Source organism: Nonomuraea sp. NPDC048882, assembly GCF_040649755.1.
In the GTDB taxonomy this organism is placed as follows: domain Bacteria; phylum Actinomycetota; class Actinomycetes; order Streptosporangiales; family Streptosporangiaceae; genus Nonomuraea; species Nonomuraea maheshkhaliensis.
In genome coordinates this window covers 175139-194810 of sequence record NZ_JBEZGB010000016.1, presented here as the reverse complement: position 1 = coordinate 194810, position 19672 = coordinate 175139, and the positions used below count along the sequence as shown (strand labels likewise).

Sequence of the window (19672 nt, the reverse complement as noted above, 5' to 3'; positions counted from 1 at the left end):
AGAGGAGAGGAAGGCGTGGCATGGGGCCGGTTGTGGTGACGGGCGGGTTCGGGCGGGTGGGCCGGCTGGTGCGGCCGGCGCTGCTGAAGAAGTATCCGCTGCGGATCGTCGACCGGGTGACCGGTGCGGTGTCACCGGGCGAGGAGGTCGTGGCCGGCGACCTGGCCGAGCCGGGGCTGGCCGAGGAGGCGCTGGCCGGGGCGTCGGCGGTGGTGCACCTGGCGGCCGATCCCAGGACGGATGCCCGCTGGGAGGAGGTCTACCACGCCAACGTGGCCCTCACCAGGCGTGTCCTCGACGCCGCCGCGACGCATGCCGTCCCGCGCGTGGTCCTGGCCAGTACGGTCCACGTGATGGGCGAGTACAACCGGCCCGAGCACCGCCCGGTGGGCCCCGGGTGGGAGCCGCGTCCCTGCTGCTCGTACGGGCTGAGCAAGCTCGTCGTCGAGTCGCTCGGCCGGCTGCACGCGGATCAAACCGGCGCCTCGGTGGTCTGCCTGCGCCTCGGCACGACCGGCTACCCCCTGTCAGAGCGGCGCTATCTCGGTGTGTGGCTGTCGGACCGCGACGTGGGCGCGCTGATGCTGGCCGCGCTGAGAGCCGGCCCCGGGTGGAGCGCGCACTTCGGCATGTCGGCCAACACGCGGCGCCATTGGGACATCACCTCGGCCATGAAGCTCGGCTACGAGCCACGTGACGACAGCGAGCCGTACGCGGCCACGGCCGGGCCGCCCACGGTGCCGATCTGCCGCATGTTCGTCGGCGAGGACGCCCCTTAGGCCGGACCTTCAGCCGGCCCTTCAGCCGACTCGGCCGGGTGCAGGGTGACGGGCAGGGAGGCCAGGCGCAGGGTGCCCGGGTCGGGCAGATACGCGGCCTCGCCGGCGAGCTCCAGGCGGGGGAAGCGGCGCAGCAGGGCCCCGAGCGCGATTCCGGTCTGCACGCGGGCCAGCGACGCCCCGACGCAGAAGTGCGGTCCGTGCCCGAAGGCAAGATGCGGCCCCGGCTCCCTGGTGATGTCGAGGGCGCCGGGGTCGTCGAACACCCGCTCGTCCCGGCTCGCGGAGAGGATCGAGGCGGTGACGCGCTCCCCCTTCGGGATGCGTACGCCACCGATCTCCACATCTTCCGACGGGAAGCGGGGAACGGTCATCGGCTGCGGGGTGCACCAGCGGGCCAGCTCCTCGACGGCGCGCGGCATGAGCCCGGGGTCGGCGCGCAGCGCGGCGAGCTGGGCGGGGTGGGCGAGCAGGGCCGCGACGGCGTTGGCGATGAGGTTCGTCGGCGTCTGGCCGGCCAGCACCAGCAGCCACACCATGGTGACGAGCTCCTCGTCGGACAGCCGGTCGCCGTCCTCCTCGTTGATGCGGGCCAGGTCGGAGAGCAGGTCTCCGCGCGGCTCGGCCCGCACCCCGGCGATGGCCGACTTGGCGTCCTCCATGATGGCCGGGATGGCCTGGGCGAACTTCTCGCCGTGGCCCGCGGCGATGGCGGCGCCGTACTCGCGCCAGGCCGGGCGGCCGACGGCGGGGATGCCGACCAGCTCGCAGACGACCTCCATCGGCAGCGGCCTGGCGAAGCGGGCCAGCAGATCGACCGGCTCGTCCTGGGGCAATTCGTCCAGCAGGCCGACGACGATCTCCTCGATGCGCGGCGCGAACTCGGCCGCCCGGCGCGGCGTGAACGCGGGCGCGACCAGGCGGCGCAGGCGGGAGTGCTCGGGGCCGTTCATCTCGGACATGGTGCGCATGTAGCGCAGGCAGTGCTCGGGCACGTCGGGGCGCATGAAGCTATCGCTGTGGATCTCCATGCGCGGGTCGGCGAGCATCGCGCGGGCCTCCTCGTGCCGCGTCACGGCCCAGAACGGCCCGAGCCCGGGCGCCACCAGCCGCACGACCGGTGATTTCTCCCTGACCGGCGCGTATGCCGCGAACGGGTCCGCCAGCACCGCCGGGTCGGTGAGGTCGATCTCCGGCACTTCGGTCATGACCTTGCCCTCCACTTTCACATGATCTGAGTTTTCGGATGATCTCATCATCTGAATGCTCACGGTATCTTGGTTCGGGAGCGGACGGCAACGAGTGGAGGATGGTTGGCCCGGCTCACGAGGGCGGAGGCCCAGGAACGCAATCGCGCGAAAGTGCTGGAAGCGGCCAGGCAGGAGTTCGCCGAACGCGGATTCAGGGATGCCAAGATCGACGAGATCGCCGACCGGGCCGAGCTGACGCGCGGGGCGGTGTACTCGAACTTTCCCGGCAAACGGGCGCTCTACTTCGCCGTCCTCGCCGACCTGGCCGAGCGCGCCCCGGTGATCCTGGCCGAGGAGCCGGCGCTCACGGTCCGCGAGGCGCTCGGGGAGGTGGCGCGGGCCTGGGTGACCCGGCTGCCGCTGATGACCGAGGACCGCCACGCGCCCAGCAGGCTCGGGGCCGACCTGATGCCCGAGATCCTCGCCGACGAGACCCTGCACAAGCCGTTCGCCGAGCTCATGCGGCTCAACGCGATCCTGCTGGGGCTGTCCATGGAGCGGCTGCGTCCGCCGAAGGAGCCGGACGGGCGGCTGGTGCGGCTGGCCGGGGCGGCGCTCACGGTGCTGCAGGGGGCGGGGCAGCTCGCGGCGGCGGCGCCCGGGTTCGTCGACTCGTTCGACGTGATCCGGGTGTGCGAGCGACTGGCCGATCTCGACCTGGACGACCGCTGGACGGTCGCGCCCGTTATCCCGGACGTGCGGGAGACCGACGAGCCCTGGTCGCCGCCGATCATCCGGGACCCAATGGATGGGGCTGCGGGCGGGGCTGCGAGCGGGGCCTCGGACGGGACGGCGGACGGCGGGGTGGATGGCGACGCGGACGGCCGCGCGGACGGCGGCGCGGCGCGGCTCGGGCGTGACGGGGTGGTGGCGGTGCTCGGGGTGCACCGGCTCTCGGCGGCCGAAGAGGCGGTACGCGCCGCGCCGCCCGGGGCCGAGGTCACCGCCGTGGTCGTGACCCGTACACCTGCTGAGGTGCTGCCGCTGGCCCGGTTGGTGGTCGCGGAGGTCGGCACGTGCTTGCGGCAGGCGTTCCCGAAACCGGCCTGGCCCCGGCTGCGGATCGTGTACGACGAGTCGGGCGCGCTGGCGGCGGCGGCCGGAGTCGCCGAGCCGGGGGACATGACGGAGGTCGCGATCCGGGTCCGTTCAGGGCGAATCGTCCTGCGCGCCGAAGGCTTCGGCGCCTGCCACGCGGCGGCCTCCCAGCGCGACCGGCCTTGACGGTGCCGGTGATGGTGAGCTGTTGGTCTCCACGCTTACGGCCGACCAGCCGTAGACCGACCTGATGGCCGCCGCGACCTCGTTGACCAGCGCCGAGTTGTTGCCGTATAAGCGCTACCCCCGGACAAAAACGATTGACGACCGGCCGAAGACGGAGGCTAGTGTGTCCCTTTTTGCGAAGGGGGTGGAGGCGTGGGTATGCGAGAGCCGGTGTTCGTGGGTGGCACTGGGCGGTCGGGCACCAGCCGGATGAACAAGGTGCTCGGCAGTCACCGTGACGTGCACGCGATTCATTGGGAGAGCCGGTTCATCGTCGATCCCGGCGGGCTGGAGGATGCCGCGCGGGTGCTGACCGTCGGCTACGAACCGTACGCGGCCGACGACGCGCTGCGGCGGCTCGCTTTCCTCCTCGGCCGGCGGGTCTCTGGCCGGTCGATGGAGGCGTTCCGGGGGTGGGGGTTGGTCGATGAGCTCGGGCCGGACCGGTACTGGGCGGCCGTGGACGAGCTGTTCGCCGCACTCACCTGGTACGAGTTCCACGAACGGGTGCCGCCGGGCCCGCATCAGGAGCGGCACCTGCCGGGCGAGGCGAAGGTGAACCGGCGTGTCGTCGGTCGCTACTTCGCCGACCGGGGCGAGCTGCTGGCCATCCTGCGGCGTTTCGTGTCCGCGCTGTTCGAGCCGGTGACGGTGGCCGCCGGCAAGACGACGTGGGTGGAGAAGACACCGTTCAACGTGCTGTCGGTGCCGTTCCTGTGGGAGCTGTATCCAGGGGCCCGGTTCGTACACATGATCAGGGATCCGCTGTCGGTCGTCGCCTCGCACCTGCACCAGCCGTGGGCGCCGCGCACGCTCGACGACGTCATCAGCTGGGTGGAACCCGTGTACCGGCGGCTACTGGATCAGCGGCCGGCACTGGCGGCCGATCCGCGCTACATCGAGCTGCGGCTGGAGGACGCCGCGGCGGACTGGTCGGCCGAACGGCTCCGCCTGCTCGATCGCCTGGGGCTGCCGGACGACCCGGCCATGCTGGGCTTCGACACCGGTCCGGTCCGCCATCGCGACGACCAGCTGTCCGCCGACGACCGGCGCCGCGTCCTCGACCGGCTCAGCGACGTCCGCGACGAGCTCGGCTACTGACGACTTCGTCGCGGCGCCGGCCCGGCGTACCCCTGGGCGCCGTGCGGGTTGCCTGCAGCGACGTTAACGCGAACCGACTTGCTTTAAGAGCGAAGCCGGTCCCATATTGGGCGAACGGATTCGCGTTAAGGAGTTTCGCTCGCACCCCTTAATCTTCGAAAAGGACATCACCTTCTGGTACGAGACGCTGCGCTCCTTCGGTCACATCGCCTACGGCGGCGCCGACTTCGGTGAGGTGGTCACCACCGCACAGCGCATCACCGAGGGCGACTACGACAGCTGGCACGACCAATGACCGGCCACCGCCGATCGGGTCGAGACCGAGGCACGCACCGCATTGGTCAGCGGCCACCCGGTCAGCGCCAGGGACGGCTTCCTGCGCGCCTCGAACCACTACTGCTCCGCCGGGTTCTTCCTGCACGGCGATCCCGGCGACCCGCGCATCGACGCCGCCTACACCCGCCAGGCCACCTGCTTCCGCGCGTACGCCAAGCTCGTGGAGCACATCGAGCCGATCCAGATCCCCTACGAGCCGGCCGCCCTCAAGGGCTACTTCTACCGCGGCACCCGGGGCGCGACGGTGATCATGCACAACGGCTTCGACGGCAGCGCCGAGGAGATGCACTTCTTCGCCGCCGCCGCGCTGCATGAGCGGGGCTTCAACGTCCTGGTCTTCGACGGCCCCGGCCAGCCGGCGGCGATGCGCGCCGGGATGCACCTGCGGCCCGGCTGGGAGCCCGTCGTCACCCCGGTTCTGGACTGGCTCCACGCCTCCCCGTACGACATCGACCCCGATCGGGTGGCGCTGCTCGGCGTGAGCATGGGCGGACTGCTCGCCCCGCGCGCGGCGGCGTTCGAGCCCCGCATCAAGGCACTGATCGCCTTCGACGGCGTCTACGACATGGGCGCGGCGATCGCCGCGTACCTGGGCGGCGACCATGTAGCCGCCCGTACGGCCCTGCGCCATCCCGAGGCCGACACGGTCATCGGCGCCATGATGGCGCACAACCCGGTCGCGCGCTGGGCCTTCGGCCACGGCACCTGGGTGAGCGGCTCCACCCCGGCCGGATACGCGCTGAAGATGCTGTGGCGCTGGGCGTGGACGGTGCCCGCTACCGCAAGCTGTTCCTGGACACCGTGGTGCGGGACTGACGGAATCGTCCTGCTCAACATGCTCGCGAGCCTAATGCACTCCACTTCGCGTTAGGTTGGCCGGCATGGAGCGAGCACGCAGGCCGGGGGGCCGCAGCGCCAGGGTTCGGGCCGCTGTTCACCAGGCAGTCGTCGACCTCCTGCGCGAGGAGGACTGGGACGAGCTGAGCCTGTCCCGGGTCGCTGAGCTGTCCGGGGTGCACCAGGCGACGCTCTACCGGCGCTGGGGCACGGTCAACGACCTGATCAACGACGTCGTCACCGAGCAACTGGCACAAGGGTCGCCGGTGCCCGACACCGGGACTCTCCGTGGCGACCTGGAGGCCTATGCCGTCAACCTCGCCGACGGCGTGGCCGGCCCGCTGGGCACCCTCTTCCTGCGCGCCGCCATGGTCGGCTCGCGAGGCCCCGACGGCGACACTTACATGATCGAACGCGCGGCCGACCTGCAAGCCATGCTCGAACGCGCGGCCGCCCGCGGCGAGCGGCCACCCACCCTCCTGGAACTGATGGAGGTGGTGATCGCGCCGCTGTACTACCACGCGTTCTTCTTCAACCGCCCCATCGGCCACGACCACGCCAGGGCACTGGTCGACCGGCTTCTCGCCCTGCAAGCCGCCAATCGGCGGTAACGCCGGTTCACGGGGATCCAGCCGGTTCACGGGGATCCACCCGGTTCACAGGGGTTCAGCCGGTGAAGTGGATCACCACGCGGCGGTTCTCGGCCCGGCCGGACGGGTTGTCCGCGCCTCCTTCCGTGTTGGGGGCGACCGGGTCGGACTCGCCGTGGCCCGCCGCGACGACGCGCGGCCGGCCGGCGAGGACGCGATCCAGCTCCCGCTTGACGCTCAGTGCGCGGCGCCTGGACAGGCCCAGGTTGTACGCGGTGGTGCCGAGCGCGTCGGTGTGGCCGTCCACGCGTACGGTGCCGGTGGCCGTACGCAGGCGGGCGGCGACGGCGGCCAGGTGGCGGACGGCGAGCGGCGTCAGCGTGGCCTGGTCGAAGCCGAACAGCACGTCCGACGAGATCGTGATCCTGCGCCCGCTCCCCTCGGCGGTCTCGGTCCGCAGCGGCTGAACGGTGAGTGCCAGGTCGAGCACCGCGGCCCGCAGATTCTCCTCAGGCACCTCGGCCGGCGGGCTCAGGAGTGCGGTCGCCAGGGCCAGGGCGAGAGGATTCATGGTGTCACCGGCACGTCGCGGAAGGGCGGTTCGCTTCCGATGCTCACGTCGAGCGCGGTCACCTCGGGTCCCGGGGCCGGGAAGGTGTAGGTCCGCACGCTGGGCTCGCCTGTCTTGACGATCCAGTTCGGCGGCTGCAGCGGCCGGTTGTCCGAGTCCCGCACGATCAGGTACCGCTTGAGCCGGACGTTGTCCACCAGAGTGATCGCCGAAGGGCCGGCGCCGGTGAACTCCTGGGCCGAGACGTAACCCGCCCCCTGCGAACGCGCGGTGATCGACAGCACCAGGTCGAGTAGTCTGCCGCGGCGTCGTAGCGCGATCACCGCGATCTCCGCGCTGCCCGCCGTCCCGGCCTTGAATGTGGCCCTGGCCACCGGCTCGGCGCCATCCCCCGGCCTCCCGTCCGAGGAGTCCGCCGCTGGACTGCCGGCCGAGGGGCCGGTCGTCGGTGGCCGGTCGGCGGGCTCACGGCCCGGTGCAGGGGCCGAGGTGGGGGCGGGGTCGATCGCGGACGGGGTGGCACGATCGATCCCGGCTGCGGAGCAGGCCGTAAGCGCCAGTGGCAGCACCGCCACGGCGGTCCACGTACGAGCTCGCATGACACCCTCCCCCCACCGTCGGCCTGACATCAGAGTAGGAAGGGCCGGACCGGCGGGTCGAAGGACAAATACCGCCTCCGGGAGCGTACTTTTCCCTTGGCAGGGCCTTCCCCCTGGTGCGCCTTTTCTGGGCGGGGCTCGATGGCGAGGGCCGGCCGCCTGTCATGGTTTCGGCTCTCGATGGAACCGGCAGGGGTGGACGGACGGTCCAAGTCATGGGCGACGTTCACGCCGGTGCCCCGCCGCCCGCCGTCCGTCTGTGAGCGGCCGCGGGTGGAGCGGAGCCGGCTGACGCCGCGACGGCCCTTCCCGTCCGCGGGCGCGCGCTGAGCGTCGCCCCCCGCCAAACACATCCCCGATGCCCGGTGCCGCCCCTGCCGGCGTCCTATCCGCGCGTGTCGGCGAGGGTGCCGTCGAGGACGCGGTCGAGGAAGGCGTCCAGGTTCGCGGCGGCCCTGGCGACGCGCTCCCCGACGGTGAGCGACTCGAACCGCTCCCCCAGTTCCGTCTGCTTCTTGTCCCGGATGTAGAGCGAGCAGTCCAGGTCGGCGCACATGTAGAGGCCGACCGTGTTGCCCTGGCGGCCGGCCGGTCCGACGCGGGGCGCGGTGAACAGGGCGACGCCCGGGCCGGTGTGCGGTGTCACGCAGACCGAGCAGAGCGTGGTCTTGGTGACGCTCCTGCGCACGCCCTGGGCCAGGCGCAGCGCCACGCCCACGGTGCCGCCGTCGCGTTCGGCGACCAGGTAGGCGCGCTCGGGCGCCCCCGGATCCCGCCAGCCCAGGAAGTCGAGATCGGGCCAGGGGGCGCGCAGCAGGTCGCGGGGGACGCCGAGGCGGCGGGCCTCGCCTTTGGAGCAGTTGACGAAGCCGGCGCGGATGCCGGCCTCGGTGATGGGGGTCATGACGGAACGCCTCCAATAGACTAGGGTCTCTAGTTTAAACCTAGAGACCCTAGGTATGGAGGTGCAAATCTTTTACGCGGGATCAGAGGGCGGCGGGCAGCACCGGCAGGCCGCGTACGCCGGGCTCGGCCGTGAACAGGCTGCCGGCCAGCGGTTGCTCCGCGCGGTCCACGTCGAGGGCCGAGGTGGTGATGAACAACCGGTCGAGGTTCTCGCCGCCGAACGCGACCGCCGTGACCTTGCGTACCGGCAGGCTGATGACTGCGTCGAGCCGCCCGTCCGCGTCGTACCTGTGCACCGCCCCGCCCTGCCACAACGCCACCCACACGCCGCCCTCGGCGTCCACCGTCAGGCCGTCGGGGCCGCCCTGGGCTGGGTCCACGACGGCGAACGGCCGCCGCCCGCTCAATCCGGTCTCGGGGTCGTAGTCGAGCACGTCCACGCGCCCGACCCCGGTGTCGGCATAGTAGGCCCGCCGCCCGTCCGGGCTGAAGCCGAACCCGTTGGAGATCGTCGTCCCGGCCAGCACCACGCTCAGCTCGCCGCCGGGGCCCGCCACGTAGAGCGAGCCGCGGCCAGGGCCCGCGTCGTAGGCCATGGTGCCGATGTAGAAGCGGCCGTCGGGGTCGCAGCCGCCTTCGTTCATCCGGATCGACGGGTCGCTGAAGGCCTCGCCGAGGGAGCGCAGCGGGGCGTCCAGGTCGTCGGAGTCGGCCAGCAGCAGCTCGCGCTCGGCGGCGACGACGTAACCGGCGTTCACGCGCGGGCGTACGACGGCGGCCACGGTGCCGACGTGGCGGCGGCGTACGTTCCCGTCGTCGCCGAGCTGCAGCACGTCGCCGGCCATCATGTCCACCCACCGCAGGCCCCAGCGGCCGGACCACACGGGTCCTTCACCGTGCTCGGCGACGGGGTCGGTGACGGGGTGCGCGGTGATGGTCATGCCGCCCTCCTTGGCGATGGCATAGGTACAGATCATGACCTTATGCGCAGCCGCCACTTCCGCACCGCGCGGCCCGGCTGACCGAACCATCCGGCGAGTTGTAGCCGCGACCGGACGCGAGGGCGGTGCGAGTACCGGCGGGCGGGCCGGTGCAGGGTGGGGTGCAGGCGCCGGTTAGACGGCCGGTGCGGGGCCGGTCAGCGGCGGCGGCCTCGTGATGAGCGCCGGGCCGGACGGGGGCGGTGGGACGAGGCCGGGTCGCTCGTTTCCTCCGCCCAGTGCCCGGGGCGGGTGAGCGTGGCGGGCAGGCGGGTGGCGGCGTCGCCCCTGGCCGCGTTGAGCTGGGCCTGGGTGAGGAAGACGGCGCCGGTGAGGTCGGCGCCCGACAGGTCGGCACCGCGCAGATCCGCGCCGATCAGGTCGGCCCGCCGCAGGTCGGCGCCCCGCAGATCGGCCCCGATCAGGTACGCCCCGCGCAGGTTGGCGCCCCTCAGCCGGGCTCCCCGCAGGCGGGCGCCGATGAGGTCGGCCCCGCGCCGTTCCACGCCCTTGAGCCTGGCGCGCGCCAGCTCACTCGTACGCAGCAGCAGCTCGTTGACCCCGGCCCGGTGGGCGGCCACGTCGAGCCGTTCCAGGGCGCCGGCCGGCTCCCTGGTGAGCCGCTCGGTCTCGTCGAATGCCTGGCGCAACGCGACGTGGATCGGCTCGGCCGCCTCCAGGGTCAGCGCCTCCGCCAGGTACCACAGCAGCTCGTGCAACTGCCGCATGACCGGGAACACCGCGTACATCCGCGCGGCCGTCTCCGGCGCCTCGCGCCAGCTCCGTCCCTCGAACGTGACCTGCGAGACCTTCTGGCCGGCGCCGAAGCAGTCGAACACGGTGCAGCCGGGGAACCCGCGGTCCCTGAGCCGGTCGTGGATAGAGCAGCGGAAGTCGCCGCGCAGGTTGTGGCAGGGCTGCCCGGCCTCCTTGTCCACGGCGAAGTCGGCCGAGGCCGAGAACGGCAGCGCGACGCAGCACAGCCCGAAGCAGTTCTCGCAGCCGGCGGTCAGGCCGAGCTCACGCGGATGGGTTGCGGGCAACGCGCTGGTCTCCTCACGGGTGCTGAGCTAAGGCGGTCCACCAGCGTACTCACGGGCGCTGGGCGGGGGCGTTCATCAGCGTACTCACGGACATCAGCGTACTCACGGATGGACGTACGGCCTCACGGATGGACGTACGGCGTCGTCGTGGTCAGCGGCGCGAACCCCAGCCGCTCCAGGATCGGCCGGCTCTGGTCGGAGGCGTCCACCTGGAGGTAGCGGTACCCGCGCGCGACCGCCTCCCGGGCCCGATAGGCCACGAGCGCCCGGTAGACGCCCTTCCCCCGCCAGCCGGGCACGGTGCCCCCGCCCCACAGGCTCGCGAACGCGGTGCCCGGGTGCAGGTCCATGCGCGCCGCGCTGATGGGCGTGTCGCCGGCCATGGCGACGACGGCGATGACGGTCCCGGCGGCGAGCTGGGCCGGCAGGGCCTTCCTGAGGTGCTCGTGGACGGCGCCGAAGGCGAGGTCGTGCACGTCGGCCAGCAGATCGACGCCGTCCTGACCGGTGACGGGGACCAGCCGCACGCCCTCCGGCACCGCCTCAGGACCTCCGGCGATGCCGGCGGCCTCGGCCACCATGAGCGTCTCGGCCGGTTCCGGGACGAAGCCGGCGGCCAGGAGGCGGCGGTCGAGGTCGGCGGGCCGGTCGTGGGCGTACAGCTTCCACTCGAACGGCCGCCCCAGCGCCCCGAAGTGGCGCACCTGCTCGGCGATGGCCGCGTCGGCGTCGCCGTCGCCGAGGCCGGACCACAGGACGCCGTTCCAGCCGTGCTCAGGCCCGACCATGCGCACGACGCCGCCGGCCCGCTCGACCACGCTGCCCGAGCCCTCGGGCGCGGCCTCGCGCCGCAGCTCCCTGTCGAACACAGCCAGTACTTCGTCACGATTCATCCGCACACCTCACCAGCCGCCCCTGCCACCGGGCAACCGGTTTACGCCGCTCAGGCCCGCCTCCGCCCGCGCGTCAGCCGCCGTAACGCCGCTGCCGGGCGGAGAAGCTGCGCAGGGCGCGCAGGAAGTCGATCTCGCGGAACGCCGGCCAGTACGCCTCGCAGAAGTAGAGCTCGGAGTAGGCCGACTGCCAGAGCAGGAAGTTCGACATGCGCTGCTCCCCGCTGGTCCTGATGACCAGATCGGGGTCCGGCTGCCCGGCCGTGTAGAGGTGGGGGGCGATGTCGTCCACGGTCAGCGCCGCGGCCAGCTCCACCATCGACTGGCCCTGCTCGGCCCGCTCGTACAGCAGCTCGCGCAGCGCCTCGACGACCTCCTGACGGCCGCCGTACCCGATGGCCAGGGTGAGATGGAAGCCGGTGGCGCAGTCGCGGGTCGCCTCGACGGCGCTCTTCAGCGCGCGGGCCGTGCTGTCGGGGAGCATGTCGAGCATGCCCGCCACGTGAACCTGCCAGCGGGCGTCGGGACGGTCGAAGTGCTCGGCCACCAGCTGCTCGATGACGCGCAGCAGCGTGGCCACCTCCTCGTCGCCGCGGCGCTGCAGGTTCTCCGTCGAGCAGAGGAACACGGTCACGTGGTCGATGCCCAGGCCCTCGCACCACGACAGGACGTGCGTGATGTGCTCGGCGCCGTATTTGTGGCCGATGCTGGGGTTGGCCATGCCCATCCGCTTGGCCCAGCGCCGGTTGCCGTCGATGATGAGGCCGACGTGGCGGGGCAGGGGGCCGGTCATGACCTGCCGCCGCAGGCGCCGGGCGTAGAGGGGGTGAAGGAGGTCGGTCATCCGCATCCCTCAAGGATGGACCCACCGGCGGACCGGAATCCGATCTTTCCCGATTTCCGGCTCAACCGGTCGCGCGGGCTCCCCGGGACGCGGTCATCGGGAGGATGACGGTCAGGGCCGGATCACGGTCAGGTGGAAGGGCTCGGCGTGCTCGGCGGCGTGGACCACGGCCGCGGGCGCGTCGTCGAGTGCGAAGTCGGTGACGTCGAACCGGCCGAGGTCGAGCAGCCCGCTCCGGGCCAGGGCGGCCAGCCGTACGGAGGCGTCGCGCGGGTACATCCACTGCCCGCGCACCGTGACACTGTTGCGCATGAGCCACGGGTACGGCAGCGCCAGGTCGTCTCCGCCCAGCATGCCCACGCCGCCCATGAGCACGACCCGGCCGCGCTCGCGCACGGTCATGGCGGCGGCCCGGACGGGAGCCGTCCCCGCCTGGGGCGGGAGCAGGTCGAGCACGAGGTCCACGGGGGCGCCGCCCGCCGCCGCGGCCATGCGCTCGCTGTCCTGGCCGGCCTCTCCGGTGAGCCGTACGGTGGCGACCCGCTCGCCGAACCGGCGTTCCAGCGCGGCCAGCGCGCGCTCGTTCCGGCCCGGAGCGATGACGCGGGCGGCTCCCATGGCCAGCGCCACCGCGACCGCCGCGCCGCCGAAGTTGCCCGTCGCCCCGCTGACCAGCACCGTCTCCCCCGGCTGGAGCTCGCCCGCGAGCAGCCCGCCGTACGGGACGAGACACAGGCACAACGCGCTCCAGCGGCCCGCCTCGGCGGGGTCGACAGGGCCGAGCGGCACGGCGTTCTCCGTGGGGATGAGCACGCGCTCGGCGAAGGAGCCCTGGCCGAAGTGCCGCTGCAGGAGCAGCCCGCCCTCGCCGCGCGCGCTCAGGCCCTGCAAGGTGATGTCCGGGGTCAGCGCGTCGTCCCTGGCGCGTACGGTCGGATCGCACAGCACCCAGTCGCCCGGGGCGAGCTTCGTGGCGTCGGGCCCGCACGCGCGGACCCGGCCGACCGCCCCTGCGCCGGGTGTCACCGGCAGGGTCAGCAGGTAGCGCCGCGCTCCGGTGAACACCTCGGCCGCGTACGGCAGCACCGGCGCCGCCACGACGTCCACCACCACCTCGCCCGAGCCCAGCACGGGCTCAGGCACCCGCTCCACCGACAACGGTGACCCGAACTCCGTCAGCACAGCCGCCTTCATCATCGTGGCGCCCCTCTCTCTCGGCGGGCTTCATCGTGGCCGTCGGCCGGCGTCGTAACCAGGGCCGGTATCGTCCTGGGATGGGCCGATACCACCTTGCGGGAAGGCGGCGATCATGACGGAACCGGCCGGCCGTGCGCTCGGTGAGTTCCTGCGCTCCAGGCGCGAACGGCTGACGCCCGAGCTGGTGGGGCTGCCGCCGCGCCCGCGCCGCCGTACGGCGGGGCTGCGCAGGGAGGAGGTGGCCGAGCTGGCGGACATCGGCATCGACTGGTACGTACGCCTCGAACAGGGCCGTGCCGTGACCCCCTCCCCCGCCACGATCGACGCGCTGGCCGGCGCGCTGTGCCTCGACGAGACCGAGCACGCCCATCTGCGCACGCTGGCCCGCCAGACGGCCCGGCCGGCGTTCACCAGGGAACGGGCTCCGGAGGGCTCGGCCCGCCTGGTGCACAGCCTCGACCGGCCCGCCTACCTGACCGGCCGCCGCTGGGACGTCCTGGCCGTCAACGCCGCCGCGGCCGAGCTGTTCACCGGAATCGACCGGCTGCCGCCCGGCGACCGGAACGTGCTGGTCTACCTGCTGCTCACGCCGATGGCCCGCGACCTGTTGGGCGACGGCTGGGCCGGGCAGGCGCGGCACGCCACCGCCCAGTTCCGCGCCGCCTTCGATCTGTGGGCGCCCGACGCGGCCTTCACCGGCCTGGCCGCCCGGCTGCGGCGCGGCTCGCCCGAGTTCGGCCGCTGGTGGGAACGCCACGACGTCGCGCGGGGCGGGGCGGGCGGCAAGGTGCTGGGCGGGCGCGCGTACGACTACGCGACCTTCCAGGCCAACGAGGACCCCGGTCTCCGCCTGACCGTCTACACGCCGCGCTGACGCCCGGCCGAGCGCCTCCGCTTCGAGTCCCGTCCCGTGCGGCGGGCTCCGCGTCCCGTCTCGTGCAGCGGGCATTGCGCCCGGTTCCGTCGTCAGCGGTGTTCGAGGGGCCTCTCGCCACCGCCGGCGCCCGGGAACGTGAGAACCGACGGCACGGCGCCGCCGTGCGCCCGGCCGAACTCCTCCTCCACGGCGGCCAGCCGGTCACCGGTGGTCAGGACGGAGATCTTCCACATAACGCCGCCGTCGCTCCCCGAGCCGGAGACGGGCGCGAGGTCGATCGAGACGGCGAGCCCGGTGCGGAGGAGGTGGTGCGCCAGGTCGACGGCCCGGTCCTCACCCTCGACATTCGTGTGTACCTCGATCGTTTCCGCCATGGCGCCGTCCTTCGCGGGGATGGGACCCCACCCTATCCACGGAGATCGCGGATCGGGCCGGGTTCGTGGCAGACGGCAGGCAAACGATTTCACGCCCGTTCCGGGCCGGAACGCGGGCCGGAACGGGGTGCCGAAGCCGCGTGTTCGGCCAGGAGGGCTTCGACGGCGGAGGCCAGCAGGTCGCGGTGGCCGGCCGGGAGGTCGCCCGCCAGCGCCTCCAGCCGCGCCGCCACCCCTTCGTGCGCCAGCTCGCCCATCCGCCGCCCCTCGCCGGTCAGCTCGATGAGACAGGCGCGGCGGTCGCGGGAGGAGCGTGTACGCATGACGAGCCCGCGTTTCTCGGCCCGGTCCACGAGGCCGGTCAGGCTCGACTTCTCCAGGTGCAGGGCACGGCTCAGCTCGCCCATGCCCACCGGCCCGCCCACGAGGAGGCAGAGCAGCTGGGTCTGCTGCGGGGTCAGGTCGTGTTCGCGGCTGACCTCGCCGAACACCTGCTGCACCAGGTGCGCGAGCCGGACGAGCGCGGAGGTGAAGGACAGCGTCGGCTCTTTCGTCGTGACCACGAGCCGAGTCTAGTTGACAAAAGTTCGCGAAACGAACTACTTTCCTTCGCATCCCCAATTGTTCGTGATACCAACTATGGCCACAGGAGCGTGCACCCGCTGCCGCTCCGGCCGCCCGCCATGCTCGCCCAGGCCGCCGCCAGCCTGGACATTCTCAGCCACGGCCGCTTCGAGCTCGCCCTCGGCACCGGCGGCTACCGGGACGCCATCGCCTCCATGGGCGCGCCGCGCCTGACGCCCGGCCAGGCCGTGGACGCGCTGGAGGAGGGCATCGCGATCATCCGCGCCGCCTGGGACACCGACGCGCCCGGCGGCATCCGGCACCTCGGTGAGCACTACCGGGTGGAGGGCGCGCCGCGGGGACCGCGCCCGGCGCACGACATGGGCATCTGGCTCGGGGCGTACCAGCCGCGCATGCTCCGCATGACCGGCCGGCTCGCCGACGGCTGGCTGCCGTCGCTGCCGCGCTACCGGTCGTTCGCCGAGCTCGGGGCGGGCAACGCGGTCATCGACGAGGCTGCCGCCGAGGCGGGCCGCTCGCCCGCCGGCATCCGCCGCCTGCTCAACCTGGACCGCGAGCGGGAGCCCGGGCAGCTCGCCGAGCTCGCCCTGGAGCACGGCGTCAGCGGCTTCATCCTCATGGCCCGCGACGTGCGCGCCATCGAGCGCTTCGCCGCCGAGACGGCTCCCGCCGTCCGCGAACTGGTCGCCGCCGGGCGCTCCCCCGCCGCCGCCGGATCTCCTGCCACACTTGAACGCGACTCCGCATCACTCGAACGCGACCCCGCATCGATGGAACGCGGCCCCGCATCATCCGAGCGCGACCCCGCGTTCGAAGCTCAGGCCGCCTCCGAACGCGCTCCCGCCTCAGCCGGAAGGTCACAGATGCCCGCAGAACCGGGAAAGACGCCGACGTCCGCGAGGGCGGGAGGGGCGCCGCTGGCCGCCGTGCCGACGCCGGACGACGGGGTGCGGCTCAGCTCCGTCCGGATCTGGGACGAATCCACCCGCCCCGCCGGGCCGTCCCCCGACCCGAATCGCCGCTACACCCCCAGGGAGCAGGCCGCCGGACGGCACCTGATCGACGTGCACGACCACCTGCGCGCCGAACTCGCCCGGCTGCGCGACCTGGCCGGCCAGGTCGCCGCGGGAACGCTGGACGCCGGCGCCGCCCGCGACCACATCAGCACCATGACCATGCGCCAGAACAACTGGACGCTCGGCGCCTACTGCGAGTCCTACTGCCGCCTGGTCACGATGCACCACTCGGCCGAGGACGCCATGGTCTTCCCGCACCTGCGCCGCGTGGAGCCCGGCCTCGCCCCGGTGCTCGACCGGCTCCGGGAGGAGCACCAGGCCATCCACAAGGTCCTCGAACGCGTCGACCGCGCCCTGGTCGCCTTCGTCACCGACCCGTCGGGCCTGGACGAACTGCGCGCCGCGGTGGACCTGCTCACCGACACCCTTCTGTCGCATTTGTCGTACGAGGAGCACGAACTGGTCGAGCCGCTGGCCAGACACGGCCTCTGACACTCGCCGGCCGTCCTGGGAAGGCGCGCCGGTGCGCCGCCACCACGATCGCCAGGGCCGCCGCCACCACCGGGAACGCCGTCCACGGCAGCGCCCCGGCCCCGGCGCCCTCCAGCACCATCCCGCCGGCCAGCGAGCCAGCGGCGATGCCGGCGTTGTAGACGGTCGTCTGCAGCGAGGTGGCCACGTCGGCGTTGGCGGCGCCGGCCGCGTTCACCAGCGCCGTCTGCAGCAACGTCGGCACGCCCCCGAACGCCGCCCCCCACAGCCCGGCGGCGGCCAGGACCACGCCACCGGCCCCGCCTGGCACCCAGCCCGTCACCAAGCCGGAAGCCCAGCCGGACACCCAGCCGGACGAACCGGCAGACGCTCCGGCGGCCGTCCCGAGCAGGGTCATCGCCGTCGCCACGGCGGCCAGTGCCGTGATGAGGGTGAGGCGCGCGTACCGGTCGATGACGGCGCCGACCAGCCAGATCCCGGCCACCGTCCCGGCCCCGAACACCAGCAGCACCACGCCGGCGGGCCCGCCTCCCGACGCCTGTGCCAGCGGCGCCAGGTAGGTGTAGACCGCCTGGTGGCCGAGCAACGTCAGCAACGTCACGCCGAGCACCGTACGCACGCCGGGCATGACGACCACCCGCCGCAGCGGCACCCGCTCGGCGGCGGGTTCGCCGGGGAAGTCCGGCACCCGCCACAGCACCCACGCGATCAGTACGAGCGCCGCCACGGCCAGGCAGCCGAAGGCCGCACGCCAGCCGGCCACCGCCGCCAGCGCCGCACCGGCCGGGATCCCGGCGCACAGCGCGACCGTGATGCCCGCCGAGACGATCGCGATCGCCCGCCCCCGCCGCTCCTCGGGGACCATCCGGGCCGCGTAGCCGACCAGCATGGCCCACAGGACACCGCCCATGACCCCGGCCAGGATCCGGGCCGCGAAGGTGAGCGGGTAGGAGGAGGAGAGCGCGGTCACCCCGTTCAGCAGGGCGAACCCGGCGAGCGTCCCCACCAGCACGGGCCGCCGGTTGTATCCGCGCAGGAGCGCCGTCACGGGGACGGCCGACACGAACGACGCCACCGCGTACGCCGTCACCAGGAACCCGGCGCGCCCCTCCGTCACCCCGAGCGCGCCCGCGATCCCCGGCAGCAGCCCGGCGGGCAGCAACTCGGTCATCACGGCCGTGAACGCCGCCGCGAACAACGCCAGCAGCGCCGGCCAGGGCAGTCTCCGCGAACTGGCAGCGATCTCGTCAAACATGCGACCATGCTGAAACCTTCACATCAATGTGAAGGCAAATACGGAGGAAGCACGTAATGAGGATCGGGGTGTTGTCGCAGCGCACGGGCGTTCCTCCGCGCATGCTGCGTTACTACGAGGAGCAGGACCTCCTGCATCCCGAGCGCGCCGACAACGGCTACCGCGACTACCCGGAGTCGGCGGTCCGGCTCGTCCAGCAGATCCGCGGCCTGCTCGACTCCGGCCTCACCACGGAGATCATCCGCCGCATCCTGCCGTTCCTGGACGATCCCAGCCAGATCCACCTGCATCCGCAGTGCCTCACCCCCGAGCTGGCCGCCCTCCTGGAGGCGGAGGCGAACCGCCTCCAGGAACGCATCGACTGCCTGTCCCGCAACCGCGACGCCATCCACGCCTACCTCGCCGCCGTACGCGCCCTGCGGACCGAAACGACATGACGAGCCTGGACGACCCCTGCGGACCGAGCCGGCCCGACCTCCTCCGTCGAGACCCTGCAGACTGGGCCGGCATGACCACCCTTGACGAGATCCTCCTGAACGTGCGGCGCGGCTGTTTCCCGCCGGCCGACGGCGGGCTGACGATCGTGCCGCAGCCCTCGCCCCGCGACCTGGGCGTGCTGTCCCTCACGGCGCACGCGGTGGTCTTCGCCGACGCCGACCCCGCCTGGATCCGCGGCCTGCTGCCGCCCGGCGACCTGTCGGCGCCCCTCGGACCGGCGTTCCTCCAGGCTTTGGCCGGCCGGACGGGGCGCCGGATCGGCAGCGTGGACCTGCTCGGCCTGGCCGAGCCCCTACCGGGCCCGCCGCCGATCGAGCTGGAGGAGGTGACGGACAACGACCATCCGCGGGTGGCGCGGGCCCGCCGCTACCGCGACTCCGTACGCGTGTGGACGGCACCGGAAGGCGGCCTGCTCACGGTGGGGCGCGGAGTGGCGGGCCGCTGGGAGGCGGCGGTCGAGGTCGAGCCGGAGTGCCGCGGCCGGGGCCTGGGCCGGCGGCTGGCCCTGGCGGCCAGGCATGTCGTGCCCGAGCCGGTGTGGGCGCAGGTCGCGCCGGGGAACGCGGCGAGCGTGCGGGCGTTGCTCGCGGCGGGGTACGTGCCGGTGGGCGCCGAAGTGCTGCTCGCCTGAACGCGGGTGCCCTGATGTGAGCGCCTGACCGTGGGCGCCTGATCCGGGCGCGTTCGACCGTGCGCGGCGGCCGGCCCGTACACCGCGCGCCCGGAGGCCGGGGGTGAGTTTGCTGGTAGAGGGCCGCCTGTTGGGTGAAACGGGGTGTGGCGCATCCTTCATCGCCCAAGATCGCTCCGTAGAGTGATGGCCGATGTCACTTCGTGATTACAGGGGGAGATCATGAGAAAGAGCCTCATCGCCGCCGGGAGTGCGCTGCTCACCGCTGCCGCGCTGTTCGGGACCACCGGCACCGCGGCCGCCGACATCTGGACCGACTGGAACCACAGCTACCCGAAGGACTGCGGTGTCGGCCTGAACGAGGACACCACCTACCACCACGTCACCCGCCACGGCGTCTTCGCCGGCACCCGCGACGCCGACGGCTGCAAGGGCGGCGCGCACGACGGTCACCACGGCCACCACGGCGACCACTGGTACGGCCAGTACGGTGACCACGACGAGGTCCGCAGGTGGTTGCACCGCAACTGGCCCACCAGCGGCAACGGCAACTGGGTCGGCCACGGGCTCGGCCGCGGCGCGGGCGCGGGCGTCGGCGGCTGACCTCCCGTCACGTGACCGTCCCGGCGCCCGCGGTACGGGTGCCGGGACGACCGCCCCGGACGTTGCGCGTCCCGGCCCCGGCCGTCCCGGACGTCAGGCGTCCCGTCCCGGCCCGACCGTCCCGGACGTCACCCGTCCTGGCCTTGACCGTC

The 19672-nt window shown here is 72.9% G+C and carries 23 protein-coding genes; 11 read left to right on the top strand and 12 right to left on the bottom strand.

Features of this window, described 5'->3' with window-relative positions; all coding sequences use genetic code 11:
- Positions 1-20: 20 nt before the first annotated feature.
- Complete coding sequence (locus AB0C27_RS43385) at positions 21-779, top strand: NAD(P)-dependent oxidoreductase (RefSeq protein ID WP_357857630.1); 759 nt, start codon at positions 21-23, stop codon at positions 777-779.
- Here AB0C27_RS43385 and AB0C27_RS43380 read toward each other — a convergent pair.
- Positions 776-1987, bottom strand: a complete 1212-nt coding sequence (locus AB0C27_RS43380; RefSeq protein WP_357857627.1) for a cytochrome P450 — start codon at positions 1985-1987, stop codon at positions 776-778. The genes AB0C27_RS43385 and AB0C27_RS43380 overlap by 4 nt on opposite strands.
- A gap of 105 nt (positions 1988-2092) precedes the next feature.
- Between AB0C27_RS43380 and AB0C27_RS43375 the strand changes: the two genes are divergently transcribed.
- From AB0C27_RS43375 to AB0C27_RS43355, 5 genes are all read left to right on the top strand, one after another.
- Complete coding sequence (locus tag AB0C27_RS43375) at positions 2093-3253, top strand: TetR family transcriptional regulator (RefSeq protein WP_357857624.1); 1161 nt, start codon at positions 2093-2095, stop codon at positions 3251-3253.
- A gap of 198 nt (positions 3254-3451) precedes the next feature.
- Positions 3452-4393, top strand: coding sequence for a sulfotransferase (locus tag AB0C27_RS43370; RefSeq protein WP_357857621.1), 942 nt, complete (start codon positions 3452-3454; stop codon positions 4391-4393).
- 106 nt (positions 4394-4499) lie between these two features.
- Positions 4500-4688, top strand: coding sequence for a hypothetical protein (locus tag AB0C27_RS43365; protein ID WP_357857618.1), 189 nt, complete (start codon positions 4500-4502; stop codon positions 4686-4688).
- A 42-nt stretch (positions 4689-4730) separates the two neighbouring features.
- Positions 4731-5600, top strand: coding sequence for a hypothetical protein (locus AB0C27_RS43360; RefSeq protein ID WP_357857615.1), 870 nt, complete (start codon positions 4731-4733; stop codon positions 5598-5600).
- A gap of 10 nt (positions 5601-5610) precedes the next feature.
- Positions 5611-6177 (top strand): TetR-like C-terminal domain-containing protein, encoded by a 567-nt coding sequence (locus AB0C27_RS43355; RefSeq protein WP_357857612.1) that lies wholly within the window; start codon positions 5611-5613, stop codon positions 6175-6177.
- 55 nt (positions 6178-6232) lie between these two features.
- Here AB0C27_RS43355 and AB0C27_RS43350 read toward each other — a convergent pair whose 3' ends face one another.
- From AB0C27_RS43350 to AB0C27_RS43315, 8 genes are all read right to left on the bottom strand, one after another.
- Positions 6233-6727, bottom strand: a complete 495-nt coding sequence (locus tag AB0C27_RS43350) for an OmpA family protein (protein WP_357857609.1) — start codon at positions 6725-6727, stop codon at positions 6233-6235.
- The gene (locus tag AB0C27_RS43345) at positions 6724-7326 is read right to left on the bottom strand and encodes a hypothetical protein (RefSeq protein WP_357857606.1); all 603 of its coding nucleotides are present in this window, start codon (positions 7324-7326) and stop codon (positions 6724-6726) included. Before AB0C27_RS43345 ends, AB0C27_RS43350 begins: the two co-directional genes overlap by 4 nt.
- Positions 7327-7711: 385 nt before the next feature.
- Complete coding sequence (locus AB0C27_RS43340) at positions 7712-8230, bottom strand: FBP domain-containing protein (RefSeq protein ID WP_357857603.1); 519 nt, start codon at positions 8228-8230, stop codon at positions 7712-7714.
- Positions 8231-8312: 82 nt separating this feature from the next.
- Complete coding sequence (locus tag AB0C27_RS43335) at positions 8313-9209, bottom strand: SMP-30/gluconolactonase/LRE family protein (RefSeq protein WP_357857600.1); 897 nt, start codon at positions 9207-9209, stop codon at positions 8313-8315.
- 161 nt (positions 9210-9370) lie between these two features.
- Positions 9371-10255: a pentapeptide repeat-containing protein gene (locus AB0C27_RS43330; protein ID WP_357857597.1), complete on the bottom strand. Its 885-nt coding sequence runs from the start codon at positions 10253-10255 to the stop codon at positions 9371-9373.
- Positions 10256-10377: 122 nt separating this feature from the next.
- Entirely contained in the window at positions 10378-11148 is a 771-nt protein-coding gene (locus tag AB0C27_RS43325) for a GNAT family N-acetyltransferase (RefSeq protein ID WP_357857594.1), read from the bottom strand.
- Positions 11149-11221: 73 nt separating this feature from the next.
- Positions 11222-11998: a polyprenyl diphosphate synthase gene (gene uppS / locus AB0C27_RS43320; RefSeq protein ID WP_346113250.1), complete on the bottom strand. Its 777-nt coding sequence runs from the start codon at positions 11996-11998 to the stop codon at positions 11222-11224.
- A 105-nt stretch (positions 11999-12103) separates the two neighbouring features.
- Positions 12104-13189, bottom strand: coding sequence for a zinc-binding alcohol dehydrogenase family protein (locus AB0C27_RS43315; protein WP_357857590.1), 1086 nt, complete (start codon positions 13187-13189; stop codon positions 12104-12106).
- Positions 13190-13301: 112 nt separating this feature from the next.
- On the opposite strand from AB0C27_RS43315, the gene AB0C27_RS43310 reads away from it, so the two are divergent.
- Positions 13302-14063, top strand: coding sequence for a helix-turn-helix transcriptional regulator (locus tag AB0C27_RS43310; RefSeq protein ID WP_357857588.1), 762 nt, complete (start codon positions 13302-13304; stop codon positions 14061-14063).
- Between the two features lie 92 nt (positions 14064-14155).
- On the opposite strand, the gene AB0C27_RS43305 is transcribed toward AB0C27_RS43310, so the two are convergent.
- Complete coding sequence (locus tag AB0C27_RS43305; protein ID WP_357857585.1) at positions 14156-14440, bottom strand: hypothetical protein; 285 nt, start codon at positions 14438-14440, stop codon at positions 14156-14158.
- An 89-nt stretch (positions 14441-14529) separates the two neighbouring features.
- Positions 14530-15003: a MarR family transcriptional regulator gene (locus AB0C27_RS43300; protein WP_357857582.1), complete on the bottom strand. Its 474-nt coding sequence runs from the start codon at positions 15001-15003 to the stop codon at positions 14530-14532.
- Between the two features lie 90 nt (positions 15004-15093).
- On the opposite strand from AB0C27_RS43300, the gene AB0C27_RS43295 reads away from it, so the two are divergent.
- Entirely contained in the window at positions 15094-16533 is a 1440-nt protein-coding gene (locus tag AB0C27_RS43295) for an LLM class flavin-dependent oxidoreductase (RefSeq protein WP_357857578.1), read from the top strand.
- Here AB0C27_RS43295 and AB0C27_RS43290 read toward each other — a convergent pair.
- On the bottom strand, positions 16457-17788 hold the full coding sequence (locus AB0C27_RS43290; protein ID WP_357857575.1) for an MFS transporter: 1332 nt from the start codon (positions 17786-17788) through the stop codon (positions 16457-16459). The genes AB0C27_RS43295 and AB0C27_RS43290 overlap by 77 nt on opposite strands.
- A gap of 56 nt (positions 17789-17844) precedes the next feature.
- Between AB0C27_RS43290 and AB0C27_RS43285 the strand changes: the two genes are divergently transcribed.
- From AB0C27_RS43285 to AB0C27_RS43275, 3 genes are all read left to right on the top strand, one after another.
- A complete protein-coding gene (locus AB0C27_RS43285; protein WP_357857572.1) occupies positions 17845-18225 on the top strand; it encodes a MerR family transcriptional regulator in 381 nt (126 codons plus the stop codon).
- A 71-nt stretch (positions 18226-18296) separates the two neighbouring features.
- Positions 18297-18917, top strand: coding sequence for a GNAT family N-acetyltransferase (locus AB0C27_RS43280; RefSeq protein WP_357857569.1), 621 nt, complete (start codon positions 18297-18299; stop codon positions 18915-18917).
- Between the two features lie 222 nt (positions 18918-19139).
- Positions 19140-19520, top strand: a complete 381-nt coding sequence (locus AB0C27_RS43275) for a hypothetical protein (RefSeq protein ID WP_357857566.1) — start codon at positions 19140-19142, stop codon at positions 19518-19520.
- The last annotated feature ends 152 nt before the right edge of the window (positions 19521-19672 follow it).